Here is a 16,359-nt window from a genome sequence, read left to right on the forward strand (position 1 = left end):
GAATATGTTATTTTTTAGAATGCTTTAACCCTAGCCGTTTTGCTAGTCTGTGTAAATTTCCTGAATCGATATTTAACACCCGAGCGGTCGCGGCCCAATTATTCTCATGTTGAGTTAGCACCTGATTAATATAACCCGCTTGAAATTGTTCGGTGGCCTGCTTGAGGTTGCCAGCGATAAGGCTTGGTTGAATCTCTAGCGAGGACGGCTCAGAAGACTGGGCATTGGCTGAAAACTCAAAGTGTTCTGGGGTAATAAGCGCGATATTATTCGTGGACTTTGCTCTGGCCAATATCCCCGCACGGTAGATGCTATGTTCTAACTCCCTGACGTTACCCGGCCAAGCATATTCACCGAGTAATTTGAGGCTTGCTGAACTGAGTCTTAGGCTTTGTAAACCCAGCTGTTGGCGACTGCGCTCGACAAAGAAACCGCATAGTAAGGTGATATCTTGGCCGCGCTCTCTCAGTGGTGGGGCAACTAAAGGAAAGACGCTGAGTCTATGATAAAGATCGGCGCGGAATCGGCCTGCCAAAACCTCATTCTTTAGGTTTTTATTGGTCGCGGCAATAATACGAACATCGACCTTAAGACTGCGATCATCACCTATTTTTTGCAGGTCTCCATATTGCAAGACCCGCAGTAATTTAGCTTGCAGCGTTAGTGGTAATTCACCTATTTCATCTAAGAATAGCGAACCTTTGTCGGCCATCTCAAACTTGCCGCTACGATTACTAATGGCACCAGTAAATGCACCTTTGACATGACCAAAGAGTTCACTTTCGGCGACGGACTCAGGCAATGCGGCACAGTTTAAATAGACTAATGGTTGGGCTGCGCGGGTTGAATTTTGGTGGATCGCATTGGCGATAAGTTCTTTACCCGTCCCCGTTTCACCGAGAATCAGTACATTCAGATCCGTCGGTGCAGCTACAGCAATCTCTTGCTGCAATGTTTGCATCACAACAGATTGGCCAATTAACTCGGTTTCTAAGGCATTGATTCGCGAGTTACTCGGTGCACTATCCCATTGGAGTTGAACCGCTTGTTTCTCCAGCTTATCAATCAAGAGGGCGTTATTAAGTGACGCGGCCGCGATAGCACTTATTCCCCTTAGTTGCTCATTACTAAAAGAGTTAAATTGTTCTGGGTCGAAACCATCTATGGTGACGGCACCAATCAAGCTGCCGTCGGCGATCAACGGCAGGCCTATACAGGCGTGTACGGTAAGATTGTCACCTTGGTTCGGAATCAGTCCATCATAAGGATCGGGCAGATCGCTATCGGAAGGAAAACGTACAATGTCGCCCGCGCGAGCTATGGCTTCGAGTCTCGGATGATCTTGTAAAACAAAGCGTCTGCCGAGAACATCAGGACTAAGACCATCAATCGCAAGTGGGGTAAATTGTTGTCCGCTAAATTGGAGTAGGGCTGCTGCATCGCACTTTAGGCATTGGCGAACAGTATCGAGTAAACGGGAAAATCTGTCATGGTTCGACAAGCCCGAGGTGATATCTAGGGCCATGCGAGTCAGTTCAGTTTGACTTAGCGCCATGTGAAATCTCCGAGTGTATAAGGGATGGCGGATATATCGGTTAACCATTATGACACACAAATATTAGTAATTTTACTCTTGGATAGTGTTAGCCGTTTAAATTCATACCCTGCTAATTGTGATAATTAGTCGTCAATAAAAAGGGGTCGCAATGACCCCTTCAATTAATGGTTTGTGAACACTCTATGCATTAGCAGAGAGTGGCTCATGGCTTAATGCTGGCTGTGACTTCTTATTGATGGCTTTTTTGATAATATCAACAAGAAATACCCCCATAAATAAGCCGCCTGCACCAAACAGTATGTCGCCTGGCATACGCATCCAAACTAAGGTTTCAACGAGTGGGCTGTGGATCACCTCTGGTGACCGCGCAAACCAGTAGCCATTCTCGAGTACCGCGAAGAACTGGGTGATCCCCACAGGTAGGAGTGACATAAACACCATGGCGGCAAGGCCAATGTTAAGGCTCCAAAACGCGCCTTTAAGTAGCTTTTCATTCCAGACAATTTGCCCAGTCAGTCCGCGTAAGCAAAACAGCATCAGTCCCATTCCTAACATGCCATACACTCCCATAAACGCGGCGTGACCATGGGTTGCTGTGGTGTTCAATCCTTGGATGAAGTACAGGGCAATAGGTGGATTGATTAAGAAACCTAACACACCTGCACCCACTAAGTTCCAAAATGCGGTAGCGACAAAGAACATGATGGCCCATTTATAGCGGATCATCCATGGACTTGCTGCACGTAAACGGTAGCTTTCCATAGCTTCGAAACCAATGATGGCTAATGGAACCACTTCTAGGGCCGAGAAAATAGCGCCCCATGCGATAACCGCCGTTGGCGTACCAGTGAAATAGAGGTGATGCAAGGTACCAATCAGGCCACCGGTTAAGAATATCACTGTGGTAAATAACACGGCAGCGTTAGCGCTACGGCCACGGATCAAGCCTAGACGAACCAGCATGAGTGCGATAACCGAAGTCGCAAATGTTTCAAAGAAGCCTTCAACCCATAAGTGTACGACCCACCAACGCCAATACTCGGCAATAGCAAGGTTGGTGTGCTTACCCATGAACAAGCCTGCACCATAGAAGAGGCCAATGGCGACACAAGAGGCATACAGTACCCAGATGACAGGGCGCATTTCGCCTTTAACTTTCAATGCTGGGCGAATAGCTGCAGTCACTAACGCTAGCCAAATGAGTAGCCCTGCAAGCAGCAATACCTGCCAGACGCGGCCGAGATCGATATATTCGTAACCTTGATGGCCGAGTAAAAAGTTGGTGTCGAGATCGAAATATTGTTGAACACCTATCCACTCGCCAGCCATAGAACCGAGAACGACGATAACTAAAGCAACCCAGAGTACATTTACACCTAGGCGTTGGAATTTAGGTTCATGCCCTGAGAGCGCTGGGGCAATATAGAGGCCGGTACCTAGCCAAGCGGTTGCGATCCAAAATACTGCCAGTTGGGTATGCCAAGTACGAGTCACTGAGTAAGGGAGAATTTCAGACAGCGGGATACCATAGAAGTTTTGCCCCTCGACAGCATAATGCGCTGTGATCCCGCCTAAGAAAATTTGCAGTAAAAATAGACCAATAGCGGTAACGAAGTATTTTCCTACCGCTTTTTGTGATGCTGTAGGTTTAGTTAAAAACAGTGGGTCTTGACTCGCTGGCTTAGGTAGATCTTCATGCTTACCTGCTGCATGGTGCCAAACTAAGGCACCGATACCTGCGATAAGAGTAACAATACTTAAAATAGACCAGACGATATTATCTGACGTTGGTGTATTACCGATCTGTGGATCGTAGGGCCAGTTATTGGTGTAGGTGTAATTCTCACCCGCTCGTTCGGTAACGGCTGCCCATGCTCCCCAAAATAGGAAGGCATTGAGTTTTTGCCGTCTCGCTAAATCAGGAACCGTGCCTTCTTTCATCGCATACTGTTCTCTCAGCGTAGAGAGAACAGGATCATCACCAAATAATGTGATGTAGTGTTGAGCCACTTGCTCAATCGCTGCTATGCGGGTGGCGGACAAGGTAATCGTTGTGACGCCGTTAGGAGTTATGACCACACTATTTTTTCGCATATCTTCGCGTAGTGCTTGCTCTAATCCTGCTTGAATTTCAGAGTTTAGCTCTCTAAATGGTATGTCATAACGATTTTTTGCCGTGATATCTAGCCAAGCTTGAGCTTCTTTGTGGAGCCAGTCAGCGGTCCAGTCTGGCGCGACATATGAGCCATGTCCCCAGATAGATCCGAGTTGATGCCCCCCCATTGAGCGCCAGACCAGTTGTCCTTGCTCTATATCATCTTGAGTGTAAAGCGCTTGTCCTTGTTCATTCACAAAGGCGGTGGGGATTGGGGGTTTCTCACGATATATCTCACTGCCGATACTCAGCAATACAGTAAAAGATGCAATTAGCACTAGTAGTAAAGCTATTGCCGTTAGCCGTTGTTTGCTCATAAAGCCTCTCTGTACAAATTTAGTAGGGGTATTAATAAGCTTGTATAGAGCAGAGTTTGTGCCAATTTCTTAATTTATTGTTTTATATGGTTTTACTTCTTTGTTGTCGTATTGTTGTTGTCAATATGATATTGCTTGTTAATGTCATAAGTACACTAAAGTGTCTATTTGACATTTTGTGGAGTGTCGAATTGATAATGAGGGTGTTGAGCTAACAGCCGTTATCAAAAAGCCAGCGAAATACTGGCTTTTTAACATGAGTCATCTGCTATTTATACAGTGACGGGTCGTCTCGATCAGGGCGGGTCTTAAAGCGGCGATGTAGCCACATATATTGGGCACGATTTCGATCGATTATCGATTCGATGATCTTATTGCCGCGAATCGCATCCTCAACTTCATTGTCGCCAGGGAAGTTTTCTAAAGGCGGCAGGATCTCAATGGTGTAGCCGTTATCGTCGGCATTACGCTCAACCACGAAAGGAAGCACCTTAGCTTTACCTAATCTCGCTAAGGTGGTTGCCCCAGTGATCGTGGCCGCTTCTGCAACATCATAGAAAGGAATAAACACAGCGCTAGAGCGGCCGAAATCTTGGTCTGCGGTATACCAGATCACATCTGGATTACGCAGACTTCTTACCATTTGACGTAGATCGCGTTTGGGTACTAAGCCTTTATTTGAGCGCAGACGTCCATTGACCTGTAAATATTCCATTAGCGGATTGTTGTGCGGTCGATAGACCCCAATACCGGGTTGAAACTGGCCAAAGATCCGTGCGCCCATCTCTAGGGGCAGGCAGTGTACGGCAAATAAAATGACCCCTTGGCCATCGGCAATCGTTTGTTCTACATGTTGCTGACCCTTTATGGTCATATGACGTTGAACCTTCGCGTCTGACCACCACCATGCATTGGCGATATCGAAGATCGCTTTACCTGTCTCTTCAAAATTGCGTGTTAGCAGTTGAGCCTGATCGGTAGCGGACATATGAGGAAAGCACAGGGCGATATTGCGCTTAGCGGTATTCACACGACTGCCTACAATCGTTTTAGCTAAACGTCCTATCCATTTACCTAAAGACATCTGCATTGATAGTGGTAACAACTGAGTTAGGCGCATCAGTCCGACGCCCAACCAGATCAGCCAATATTTAGGGTGGAAAAACTGTGAGGAGAATTGTGCTTTATCGACCACGGACGTCTCAGATCTATTAACGAAAATTACTGCTTATTCTAACTCAAAAAATCGCTAAAATTAGGTATAATCATGGATTAATTTAAAAAAAGACAACCGCAATATGAAGATTTCTCTGCCAGCATTTGAAAAAGCCAAAGTTCTCGTAGTCGGTGACGTGATGTTAGATCGTTATTGGACTGGTGCGACAGGCCGTATTTCTCCTGAAGCGCCAGTGCCAGTGGTGCGGGTTAATCAGGTTGAGGATAGACCCGGTGGTGCGGCTAACGTCGCCTTGAATATTGCGGCCTTAGGTGGTCAGGTTCATTTAGCTGGTATCGTCGGAGAAGATGAAACGGCGGAGGCATTAACTCAGGGGGTCAAAACCCTTGGCGTTGAGCCCAAATGGCACCGAGTGGCTGACAAACCGACGATCACTAAGCTTAGGGTTATGTCGCGAAATCAACAGCTATTGCGTTTAGATTTTGAGGAGCCTTATGCCGCCTCCCACAGTCAAGCGCTGCTGACACAAGCCGAGTCAGAACTTGAAAATGTTGCCGTGGTGGTGCTTTCCGACTATGCCAAAGGCGCTATCGATAATCCGCAAGCTTTTATTGCATTAGCGAGAGCAAAAGGCGTTAAGGTCCTTGTCGATCCTAAGGGCAGTGATTTTTCTCGCTATCGCGGCGCGAGTTTACTGACACCGAATATGGCTGAGTTTGAACAAGTTGTCGGCAGCGTCACTAGTGAAGCCGATCTTGTGGCAAAAGCTCAAGCATTGTTAACCGAATATGATTTAGACGCTATGTTAGTTACGCGATCGGAGAAGGGCATGACGCTGATCACGCGCGCATCTCCTGAGTTACATATCCCGACCGTGGCTCGAGAAGTTTATGATGTCACTGGTGCGGGCGATACAGTGATTTCTGCGTTAGCCACGGCGCTAGCTGCGGGAAGTGACTTGCCACAGGCTTGTGCTATTGCTAATACGGCAGCGGGTATCGTGGTTGGCAAACTCGGCACCTCGACCGTGAGTCGTATTGAACTGATTGCGGCATTAAATCTAAGCCATGGCGAAACGGGTTTTGGTGTGCTCAGTGAAGATCAATTGGTTTACGCCCTCGAGGAAGCCAAGCTTCGCGGTGAACGTGTGGTGATGACTAATGGTTGCTTCGATATTTTGCATGCTGGGCATGTTAGCTACCTTCAGCAGGCTAAAGCGTTGGGCGAGCGTTTAATTGTGGCGGTCAATGATGATAATTCGGTTAAACGTCTTAAAGGCGATGGTCGTCCGGTAAATACCCTAGATAGACGCATGGCGGTGCTCGCAGGACTCGCTTCGGTTGACTGGGTGGTCTCTTTCAGTGAAGACACGCCTCAGCGTATTATCGCGAGGTTATTACCCAATATGCTGGTTAAGGGCGGTGATTATAAGGTTGAGGATATTGCTGGTGGTAAAGAGGTTATCGAGGCGGGCGGCAGCGTCGAAGTGTTAGGTTTTGAAGATGGCGTATCAACCACGGCCATTATTGAAAATATCATGGCTAAGCAGTGATAGCAGAGGCGCTGCTGCTTGCATCGGCTTGGTTTTGGGCGCCTATGCCTCAAGGCCAAGCTTTAGTATGTCAGACGCCTCAACTTATTGAATGTCTAGCTCAGCTGCCCGAAGATGTTCGGCAACAACTGCCTCAAGATCCTAGCCTGTTACTGCAAGAGATGGGACTGCGAGGCGCTATGGCTAGGCCGGTTCGGCATCAGTCTATTACCGGGGTAATACTGCTCGCTACCGATAACATTCCTCGTGCCTCTTCGGCACTTGTGAATGGGCAGGTGTACAGTTTAACCTTGCAACATGCGGTACAATTGACCCTGTTACATGAGTTAGGTCATCTGGCTATTGCCTCATCTCATTCACCTCATCTGAGCCGTCAACGGTTATCAGCCTATCAACATGAATGGCTCGCCGATATCTATCTGCTTTGGTCTTTAGCAAAGACAAACCAATCAAATGAGTTAGCTTGGCAGCAATATCATCGGCGAAACTTAGCCGTGTTTGACAGCACTTTAGCTATGTCTCACTGGACGACGCCTATGCTTGCGCAGTTGATGCAGCGTTATAGCTGGGAGCAGTTGGCTGAATTTGAGCAGTTCGATATATTGATCGACGATCTTTACCCTCGACTGACCCAATATAATCAAGATGAGCTCGATGAGTTTTCGAGTCTAATTCAGCGGGTTTTTGGCTCAGGGGTGATGCACAGCTTACCCCATTATATGTTTTGGCGTCGCCCTGAGATGGGGCGCTATATTCGTCCCACGATAGAGGCGGTAATGGGCAAGCAAGCTGCGGCGTCTTGGCTGACACAAAATGCCATGAGCAGTGAATGAAGCAAAACGTAAAAAGGAGCCTTGAAGCTCCTTTTTATTTTAGGCATTTTTTACTTAGTGATGATTGTAATTACGGATCATTGTTGTCTGGGAGGGCGACGCTCACGCAATACGACATCTGGGCTAAAATCGATATCACCATCATCGTCTATGGTGACCAATTGCTCATCTTGTTTGGCAACCGCAGTGCTAGTGGTTGGGGTTTGCCTAACAAACAATAACTGATAACCCAGTTTTGCTAATGTATAAAATGCGAAACGTTGTGCAGTGGTTAATCTATCCCAATGCTCACCAGATTTAGCATGGGCAATGCGTCTATCTTCGCGAGATAGAAAACTGTTGTCGATTGCTGATGCGTGCATTTCAGTTGCCTTTTTAGGGTGATCTAATTTAAGTATCGTCGATAATATAATCAGATGTGGGAAATTTATGCAAGTAGTTCGAACTGACTCATTGATCCTAGCAGGGTATTTAGGTAAAAATTTGTATAAATCAGCTTGAAATGAATGTATTGGCAAAATACCTGCATAATAAATCAGTCATATTTTCACCGATCTTATACTGATTAGTATTAATGAATCGTGACGCTAAGGTTATGCAGCATTAGTTGTAGTGGAATGGGTATTAAAAGGGAGCGACTAGCGCTCCCTTTTAATCTTGACTATCGATAGATTTAAAGCGCTTTTAAAATCGCTTCAACACTGGCTTTTGCATCGCCAAACAACATTTGGGTATTGTCTTTAAAGAACAATGGATTTTGCACACCGGCATAACCTGTGTTCATTGAGCGTTTAAAGCCGATAACATTTTGTGCTTTCCACACTTCAAGCACAGGCATTCCTGCGATTGGACTGCCTGGATCTTCCATCGCTGCTGGGTTAACCGTATCGTTCGCACCTATGACTAACACTACATCTGTGTCGTTAAAGTCATCGTTGATCTCGTCCATCTCTAGCACGATATCATAAGGCACTTTAGCTTCGGCAAGCAGTACGTTCATGTGACCCGGTAAACGCCCTGCAACAGGATGAATACCAAAACGCACTTTCACACCGCGATCGCGCAGTTTTTGGGTGATCTCTGCAACCGGATATTGCGCCTGCGCAACGGCCATACCATAGCCTGGAGTGATAATAACCGAAGTTGCATTTTTCAGCATATCAGCCACATCTTCGGCATTGGTTTCGCGGTATTCGCCCATCTCTTCATCGGCTGTAGAAGCAACGCCATCGCTACCAAAACCACCAGCGATAACTGAGATGAACGAGCGGTTCATCGCTTTACACATGATGTAAGAGAGGATCGCACCAGAAGAGCCTACGAGCGCGCCAACTACGATCAATAGATCGTTTGATAGCATGAAACCTGCTGCCGCCGCTGCCCAACCTGAATAGGAGTTGAGCATTGAAACAACCACAGGCATATCTGCACCACCGATCGACGCCACTAAGTGCCAGCCGAAGGCGAAGGCAATCAGGGTCATTAGTAGTAGCGCCGGCATAGTGCCGCCAGCGTTAACGAAGTACACCATCAAGGCGAATGATACCAATACCGCTAGCAGATTAAGCTTATGGCGATGGGGTAGCATCATAGGTTTCGATGAGATAATGCCGCGCAGTTTACCGAAGGCAACAATCGAACCTGTGAAGGTGACTGCACCGATAAAGATCCCGAGGAACACTTCAACCAAGTGAATATTAAGCATTGCACCGGTTAAATGTACCTTATCTGCTGTGCTTGCAGCATCGCGGTAGGCCTCCTTGACGGCAGCTAATGTGCTGTCAAGATCGCTACCAACGGCCACGACGACTTCATTTACTGCTTGTGGATGTAGGTCAATAAAGCTATTAAAACCGACGAGCACCGCTGCCAAGCCCACAAAACTGTGAAGCACGGCAACTAACTCTGGCATTTCAGTCATTTCGACTTTTAATGCCAAGCGCACACCGATCGCGCCACCAATGACCATGGCGAGGATAATCCATTGCACACCATTGGTGTCTGGGTTGAGTATGGTTGCGCCGAGGGCGATAGCCATACCTATGATTCCGAATAAGTTGCCATGTTTGGCCGTTTCTTGCTTCGACAATCCTGCGAGACTGAAGATGAAGAGTATGGCTGCAACTATATATGCTGCTGTTACCAGTCCTTGAGACACGTTAAACCCCCTTAATCCTTACGGAACATCTTCAGCATGCGCTGAGTGACGGTAAAGCCGCCAAAGATGTTAATACTGGCAATAAGCACAGCGATAAAAGCCAGAACAGTGACTAAGGTCGAGCCTTGGCCGATCTGTAGTAAGGCGCCGACAACGATAATGCCTGAAATGGCGTTAGTCACTGACATCAGTGGTGTATGCAGTGAATGGGATACGTTCCATACGACGTAGTAACCCACCACACATGCCAACACAAATACTGTAAAGTGCGACAAAAACTCTGGAGGCGCGACAGAGGCAACGGCGCCAAAGCCAACCACGCCTAACGCAGCTAAGATGTACTTGAGCTTTGAAGGCTGTTTCACCTCAGCCGTTTTAGTTTCCACTTTCACAGCAGGTTTTTGCGGCGCAGCAGAAACTGAAATCGCTGGTGGCGGGAAGGTGATCTCGCCCTCTTTAGTCACAGTCATATTACGCATGACAACATCATCAAAGTTAAGTACGGCATTGCCGTCTTTTTCTTTGCACATTAACTTCATCAAGTTGACTAGGTTGGTACCATACAGTTGTGATGACTGAGCGGGTAGGCGCCCAGGTAGATCTGTGTAACCAATCACTTTCACACCATTGTCGGTGACAATCAACTCACCGGATTGGGTGTACTCACAGTTACCGCCAGTGGCCGCGGCGAGATCCACAATCACAGAGCCAGGCTTCATGCTATCGACCATCTCTTTGGTGATGAGCTTTGGCGCGGGGCGACCGGGAATTAATGCGGTGGTGATGATGATGTCGACCTCTTTTGCCTGCTCGGCAAATAGGGCCATCTCTGCGGCAATAAATTCATCCGACATGGTTTTAGCGTAGCCATCAGATGAACCACCTTCTTCGTCACCGAAGTCGAGTTTTAAGAACTCTCCGCCCATAGATTCGATCTGCTCAGCCACTTCTAAGCGAGTATCAAATGCACGTACAATAGCGCCTAAAGAGCCTGCAGCACCAATGGCAGCAAGACCGGCAACACCTGCACCAATGACTAACACTTTGGCTGGTGGCACTTTACCTGCGGCGGTAATTTGTCCGGTAAAGAAGCGGCCAAACTGATGCGCGGCTTCAACGACGGCGCGATAACCGCCGATGTTGGCCATAGAAGATAGGGCATCGAGCGACTGAGCGCGTGAAATACGCGGAACCATGTCCATTGCCATCACAGTGACATTGCGCTGGGATAGTTTTTCTACTAATTCAGGGTTTTGAGCGGGCCAAATAAAGCTAACAAGCGTTGTGCCTGCTTTTAGCTGCTCAATTTCGGCGTCCGTTGGTGCGTTAACTTTAAAAATAAAGTCAGCGTCCCATACCTTATCGACGACACTCGCTCCGGCAGCTTCAAAGGCTGAATCATCGAAACTAGATAGCTGGCCTGCACCAGCTTCAATTGCAACTTCAAAGCCGAGCTTTTTAAGTTGCTCTACGGTCGCCGGGGTCGCTGCGACCCGGGTTTCTCCATTGAGACTCTCTCTCGGTATTCCAATCTGCATGACTATTCCCTGATAGTTAATGAATAATAGCCTGATCTATTTTCTGCTGTGTAACGCAGTTAAATACGCTATCGGTTTATCTTTCGATAATAACTTCTATCTTTCTAAGGTGTTTGGGTGAAGCGTTGAGCTATTACTCACACCTTTGTCGTCTTCATGTGGACCAACACATGAGAACCCATTCAATCTCACTTGGATTGCTTTTTTAGGCAAAACAAACAGAAAAATTATCGTGTTGTAGGGCTAAATCCATTTAGCTTAAAGCTCAGAGCTGGGCTTAGTATCAATAAGCCGTTAGCCCAAATGGATAATAAGTGTGGACTCTATTCCCATTCGGGTGACATTGCTTTTATGTCGATGCTCAGTTGTACAAATTTAAACCATTGTAAATAAGAGAAAATTGACTTGTGGCATCGGCCACTCATTGTGGCAATTGTGTGGCGAGACACAAGTGCATATTTCTCATAGTGACTATTTCTTAACTGGTCGGAGCAAAAACTTTTAACCAGTCCACACTTTTGTAGCTTAATTCTTGTACTTTGTATATTCCAAAATCGAATTAAAAATTAGATTTTATTCTTTTTTGCTTTTTGAATATAGGATTAAGCTGAGTGAATTACACTGATAAAGGGCCGTCTTCCATGTTGTTAAAAGAGCTTTCATCGTTGGCTTCTCCATTGTCCCAAGGACAGGTGGATAAGCTTAAGCAACTCACTTCTGAACTGAATGCCGTGCAGCTGGCATGGGTGGGCGGTTACCTTTCTGCCACCGCAGAATTTGGCATCAATACGGGAAGCGCCGAAAGCACGCCAGAGCAAACCATTACGATTCTATATGGCAGCCAAACGGGCAATGGTCGTGGTGTTGCCAGCGTTCTGGCTGAAAAAGCCCAGGCTCAAGGCTATGCGGTTAATCTGGTCTCAATGGCCGACTATAAAGTGCGTCAGCTTAAGCAAGAAACCCTATTATTGGCTGTAGTCAGTACTCATGGTGAAGGTGAAGCCCCCGATGATGCTATCGAACTGCATAAGTTTTTAGCGTCGAAGCGTGCCCCGCGTTTAGAGCATCTTAATTATTCCGTGTTAGCGTTGGGAGACTCTAGCTACGAGTTCTTCTGTCAAACGGGTAAAGATTTCGAGCAGCGTTTATCGGCATTAGGTGCAAGATCCATAGTGCCGCTTGCCGAGTGTGACGTTGACTATGAAGCTGCTGCGAGCACGTGGCAACAGCAAGTATTAGAAGCGATTAAGCCTTTAGTGTCGGTCTCTAGCGCGAGCGTGGTCTCCATAGGTAGCAGCGTGACCACTTCGGCTTATACCAAACAGAAGCCTTTTAGTGCTGAGTTGTTAACCAGTCAAAAACTCACAGGTCGAGACTCAGACAGAGATGTACGCCATGTCGAGATAGATCTTGGTGACTCAGGGCTCAATTACCAAGTCGGCGACGCCTTAGGAGTATGGTTTAGTAACTCAGACGCTTTGGTCAGTGAGATCTTGACTGGCTTGTCACTCGATGGCGAAACAGACGTAACCATAGCTGACGAAAACCTTTCTCTATTCGACGCGCTAAAAGATAAGCGTGAATTGACTCAGCTTTATCCTGGTTTAGTGAAAAACTGGGCGCAGCTCAGTGGTAGTGAGTCTTTACAGGCGTTAAGTGACGATAGAGAGCAAACACGTCAGTTTGTGCTTAATCATCAGTTGGCCGATCTGGTTGCTAATTATCCAGTGAAGATTACGGCGTTTCAATTGATTGAGTTGTTACGCCCAATCACGCCGCGTTTGTATTCGATTGCCTCGAGCCAAGCGGAAGTCGAAGCAGAAGTGCATTTAACTGTGGCTTTAGTTGAAGAGGAGCGTGATGGCATTACGCGTTACGGCGGTGCATCTCAGTTCCTTGCTAGCGCAGAAGAGGGCTGTGAGGTGAAGGTTTATGTCGAGCCTAACAATCATTTCCGTCTACCCGAAAATCCAGCAACACCAGTGATCATGATTGGTCCTGGTACGGGCGTTGCGCCGTTTAGGGCCTTTATGCAGGAGCGCAGTCAGCAAGGGGCGAGTGGCGAGAGCTGGCTATTCTTTGGCAATCCACACTTCGAGCAAGACTTCCTCTATCAGACCGAGTGGCAGCAGTATCTCAATGACGGTACTTTGACTCGTTTAGACTCGGCTTTTTCGCGCGATCAGGCCCATAAGATCTATGTGCAGCACCGTATTGCCGAGCGAGGCGAAGCCTTATGGCAATGGTTAGAAAATGGCGCACATCTTTATATCTGTGGTGATGCAGAACGTATGGCGAAAGATGTCCATCAGGCATTGATTGATGTGGTGAAACAATACGGCGGTAAAGATGACGAGCAGGCAGCAGAGTATTTAGAAACGCTTCGTAGCGACAAGCGTTATCAAAAAGATGTCTATTAACCCTAGGTCTTGATACCCGTAAATTTGACTAAAAAGATTAACGAGCAGTGATAACAAGATTGCTCGAAAAGGATAAGGCAGTAGCCATGAGCGAACAAAAATTATCAGTAAACGAGTACCTAAAGACTGACAGCAATTATCTACGCGGCACCATAGAAGAGGGGCTAGATACGTCACTGACCGGATCTTTTAGTGACGGTGATCAGCAGCTTATTAAGTTTCATGGTTTCTATCAGCAAGATGATCGTGATTTACGTAACGAACGTAAAGAGCAAAAGCTTGAACCTTTATATAGCTTCATGCTGCGTGCTCGCGTGGCTGGTGGTGTGTGTACGCCTAAGCAGTGGTTAGGGGTCGATAAGATTGCCTCGACATTGACCAGCTCAAATAGTATTCGTCTAACGACGCGCCAGACGTTCCAGTATCACGGTATTCCTAAGCGCAACTTGAAGACACTGATTCAAGATCTCGATAAAGAAGCACTCGATTCAATTGCCGCCTGTGGTGATGTGAACCGTAACGTGATGTGTAATCCAAATCCGGTGGAGTCTAAGCTGCATCAACAGGCTTATTATTGGGCGAAGAAGCTGTCGGATAACTACTTACCTCGCACTAAAGCCTATGCCGAAATTTGGTTAGGCGATGACAAGGTTGCGGTGAGCGAAGGACATGAGGTTGAGCCTGTGTATGGCAAGACCTACCTGCCGCGTAAGTTTAAGATGGCAGTTGCAGTGCCGCCAGATAATGACGTCGATGTGTACACCAATGACCTAGGTTTTGTTGCCGTTGCCGAAGAAGGCGAGCTGGTTGGCTTTAACTTAGTCGCGGGTGGCGGTATGGGGTCAACCCATGGTGAAGTGGCTACCTTCCCACGTCTTGGTGATGACTTTGGTTTTATTCAAGCCGAAGATTGCCTCAAATTTGCCGAAGCGGTCCTTAAAGTGCAGCGCGATTGGGGTAACCGCTCCGATCGTAAGCAGTCGCGTCTTAAGTACACCATAGTTAAACATGGTTTCGAGGCGTTTAAGGCAGAAGTTGAGCAGCGAGCGGGTATCAAGTTTCAGCCTAAGCGTGATGTGGTGATCGGCGATCGCGGCGATCGCTATGGTTGGATCAAAGGGGTCGATGATCAATGGCATTTAACCTTGTTCATCGAAGGTGGCCGCATTAAAGATCTGCCTGGTCAGCCATTGCAGACGGGATTACGTGAGATCGCATTAGTGCATAAAGGCGATTTCCGCATGACCTCAAACCAGAATATTATCATCGCAGGCGTCGCCGAAGCCGATAAGGCCCAAATTGAAGCGATTGCTCGCAGCCACGGCTTGATGGGCAAGTTGATCACCGAAACCCGTGGTCACTCTATCGCTTGTGTGGCATTGCCAACATGTGCCTTAGCGATGGCGGAAGCTGAGCGTTATTTCCCTGATTTTTTGACTAAGGTTGAAGCGCTGCAAGAGCAGCATGGTTTTCTCGATCAAGGCATAGTGATCCGCATGACAGGTTGCCCTAATGGTTGTGCTCGACCATTTGCCGCCGAAATCGGCTTAGTGGGTAAGGCGCCTGGACGTTATAACCTTTATCTCGGTGCGAGTTTTGAAGGCACGCGCTTGAATAAGCTTTATCGTGAGAATATTCAGGAAGCTGAGATCTTATCTGAGCTGGATGGGCTGTTTGCGCGCTACGTGAGTGAGCGTGAAGCGGGTGAAACTTTTGGTAACTTCACTGTGCGCGTTGGCGTAGTGAAGGCGGTTTTAGATGCCGCTAAGGATTTTCATGGATAAATCCGTGATCTCTGCCGATGCACTTTTGGCGCTACTCAATGCGCCCAAAGTCGAGCAGCAAGCCGAACTGGTTAGGGTAAATAGGTATCTTGAAACCTTGAGTCCTGCTCAGCGAGTGGTGTGGGGACTGGCCTATTTACCAGGTAATCATGCGCTTTCATCGAGCTTTGGTATCCAAGGCGCGGTGATGTTGCATCTGGTGAGTCAGATCCAAAGCGATATTCCAGTGATCTTAACCGATACAGGCTATCTGTTTAGCGAAACCTATCAATTCATCGATGAATTGACCGAGCGTTTAGGGCTTAACCTTAAGGTGTATCGAGCACCTATGAGCGCTGCTTGGCAAGAGGCTAAATATGGTCGCCTTTGGGAGCAAGGGCTTGATGGTCTGGAGCAGTATAACCGGCTCAACAAGGTGATCCCTATGCAGAATGCGCTGCAAGATCTTAATGTTGGAACCTGGTTTGCAGGGCTTAGACGGTCACAATCGAGCACTCGTGAAGCGCTTCCTGTATTGGCTATTCATGGCAATCGCTATAAATTATTGCCGATCTTAGAGTGGAGTAATAAGGATGTGCATGAGTATTTAACCACTCATCAACTGCCATATCATCCACTTTGGGAGCAAGGGTATGTGTCAGTGGGAGATACTCACTCGAGTAAGCCATTAGAGCTTGGAATGACAGAAGAGGAAACCCGTTTTAACGGTTTGAAACGCGAATGTGGTTTGCACTACGAGATCTAATGGCGACTCGTACGAGGAGCTGAGTTCTGCAGAGCTATTATGCCAACAAGCAGACACTCTTAGGCTAAAGGATTAGCACTTTATTATGAATTGTGCACTTTTTTTGCACAATGTTATGCACA

General features: G+C 47.2%; 11 protein-coding genes. 5 read left to right on the forward strand and 6 right to left on the reverse strand.

The window, feature by feature from the left end:
- Positions 1–7 precede the first annotated feature (7 nt).
- The 3 genes from norR to K0I73_RS03570 form a co-directional block, all read right to left on the reverse strand.
- On the reverse strand, positions 8–1,555 hold the full coding sequence (norR, locus tag K0I73_RS03560; protein ID WP_220063166.1) for a nitric oxide reductase transcriptional regulator NorR: 1,548 nt from the start codon (positions 1,553–1,555) through the stop codon (positions 8–10).
- Positions 1,556–1,738: 183 nt separating this feature from the next.
- Positions 1,739–4,030, reverse strand: a complete 2,292-nt coding sequence (locus K0I73_RS03565) for a nitric-oxide reductase large subunit (protein WP_220063167.1) — start codon at positions 4,028–4,030, stop codon at positions 1,739–1,741.
- 268 nt (positions 4,031–4,298) lie between these two features.
- Positions 4,299–5,225 (reverse strand): LpxL/LpxP family Kdo(2)-lipid IV(A) lauroyl/palmitoleoyl acyltransferase, encoded by a 927-nt coding sequence (locus K0I73_RS03570; protein WP_220063168.1) that lies wholly within the window; start codon positions 5,223–5,225, stop codon positions 4,299–4,301.
- A gap of 103 nt (positions 5,226–5,328) precedes the next feature.
- Between K0I73_RS03570 and hldE the strand changes: the two genes are divergently transcribed.
- Complete coding sequence (gene hldE / locus K0I73_RS03575; RefSeq protein WP_220063169.1) at positions 5,329–6,759, forward strand: bifunctional D-glycero-beta-D-manno-heptose-7-phosphate kinase/D-glycero-beta-D-manno-heptose 1-phosphate adenylyltransferase HldE; 1,431 nt, start codon at positions 5,329–5,331, stop codon at positions 6,757–6,759.
- The gene (locus K0I73_RS03580) at positions 6,756–7,592 is read left to right on the forward strand and encodes a hypothetical protein (RefSeq protein WP_220063170.1); all 837 of its coding nucleotides are present in this window, start codon (positions 6,756–6,758) and stop codon (positions 7,590–7,592) included. The genes hldE and K0I73_RS03580 overlap by 4 nt, the downstream gene beginning before the upstream one ends.
- Positions 7,593–7,669: 77 nt before the next feature.
- Here K0I73_RS03580 and K0I73_RS03585 read toward each other — a convergent pair whose 3' ends face one another.
- From K0I73_RS03585 to K0I73_RS03595, 3 genes are all read right to left on the reverse strand, one after another.
- Positions 7,670–7,954 carry a hypothetical protein gene (locus tag K0I73_RS03585; protein ID WP_220063171.1) on the reverse strand — a complete coding sequence of 95 codons (285 nt, stop codon included), beginning with the start codon at positions 7,952–7,954 and terminating at the stop codon, positions 7,670–7,672.
- 311 nt (positions 7,955–8,265) lie between these two features.
- Complete coding sequence (pntB, locus tag K0I73_RS03590) at positions 8,266–9,750, reverse strand: Re/Si-specific NAD(P)(+) transhydrogenase subunit beta (protein WP_220063172.1); 1,485 nt, start codon at positions 9,748–9,750, stop codon at positions 8,266–8,268.
- Positions 9,751–9,761: 11 nt separating this feature from the next.
- Complete coding sequence (locus K0I73_RS03595; protein ID WP_220063173.1) at positions 9,762–11,288, reverse strand: Re/Si-specific NAD(P)(+) transhydrogenase subunit alpha; 1,527 nt, start codon at positions 11,286–11,288, stop codon at positions 9,762–9,764.
- 641 nt (positions 11,289–11,929) lie between these two features.
- On the opposite strand from K0I73_RS03595, the gene K0I73_RS03600 reads away from it, so the two are divergent.
- From K0I73_RS03600 to K0I73_RS03610, 3 genes are read left to right on the forward strand one after another with little or no spacing between them, the layout of a single operon-like run.
- Entirely contained in the window at positions 11,930–13,708 is a 1,779-nt protein-coding gene (locus K0I73_RS03600; protein WP_220064244.1) for an assimilatory sulfite reductase (NADPH) flavoprotein subunit, read from the forward strand.
- A gap of 59 nt (positions 13,709–13,767) precedes the next feature.
- Positions 13,768–15,492 carry an assimilatory sulfite reductase (NADPH) hemoprotein subunit gene (gene cysI, locus K0I73_RS03605; RefSeq protein ID WP_434086710.1) on the forward strand — a complete coding sequence of 575 codons (1,725 nt, stop codon included), beginning with the start codon at positions 13,768–13,770 and terminating at the stop codon, positions 15,490–15,492.
- Positions 15,485–16,237, forward strand: coding sequence for a phosphoadenylyl-sulfate reductase (locus K0I73_RS03610; RefSeq protein WP_258405284.1), 753 nt, complete (start codon positions 15,485–15,487; stop codon positions 16,235–16,237). Before cysI ends, K0I73_RS03610 begins: the two co-directional genes overlap by 8 nt.
- Positions 16,238–16,359: the final 122 nt, after the last annotated feature.

The sequence above is a fragment of the Shewanella mesophila genome (genome assembly GCF_019457515.1).
In the GTDB taxonomy this organism is placed as follows: domain Bacteria; phylum Pseudomonadota; class Gammaproteobacteria; order Enterobacterales; family Shewanellaceae; genus Shewanella; species Shewanella mesophila.

Coding starts and splice junctions, on each gene's coding strand:
- K0I73_RS03595 (WP_220063173.1), bottom strand. CDS start 11,288: ATGCAGATTGGAATACCGAGAGAGAGTCTCAATGGAGAAACCCGGGTC.
- K0I73_RS03585 (WP_220063171.1), bottom strand. CDS start 7,954: ATGCACGCATCAGCAATCGACAACAGTTTTCTATCTCGCGAAGATAGA.
- K0I73_RS03600 (WP_220064244.1), top strand. CDS start 11,930: ATGTTGTTAAAAGAGCTTTCATCGTTGGCTTCTCCATTGTCCCAAGGA.
- hldE (WP_220063169.1), top strand. CDS start 5,329: ATGAAGATTTCTCTGCCAGCATTTGAAAAAGCCAAAGTTCTCGTAGTC.
- K0I73_RS03565 (WP_220063167.1), bottom strand. CDS start 4,030: ATGAGCAAACAACGGCTAACGGCAATAGCTTTACTACTAGTGCTAATT.
- norR (WP_220063166.1), bottom strand. CDS start 1,555: ATGGCGCTAAGTCAAACTGAACTGACTCGCATGGCCCTAGATATCACC.
- K0I73_RS03610 (WP_258405284.1), top strand. CDS start 15,485: ATGGATAAATCCGTGATCTCTGCCGATGCACTTTTGGCGCTACTCAAT.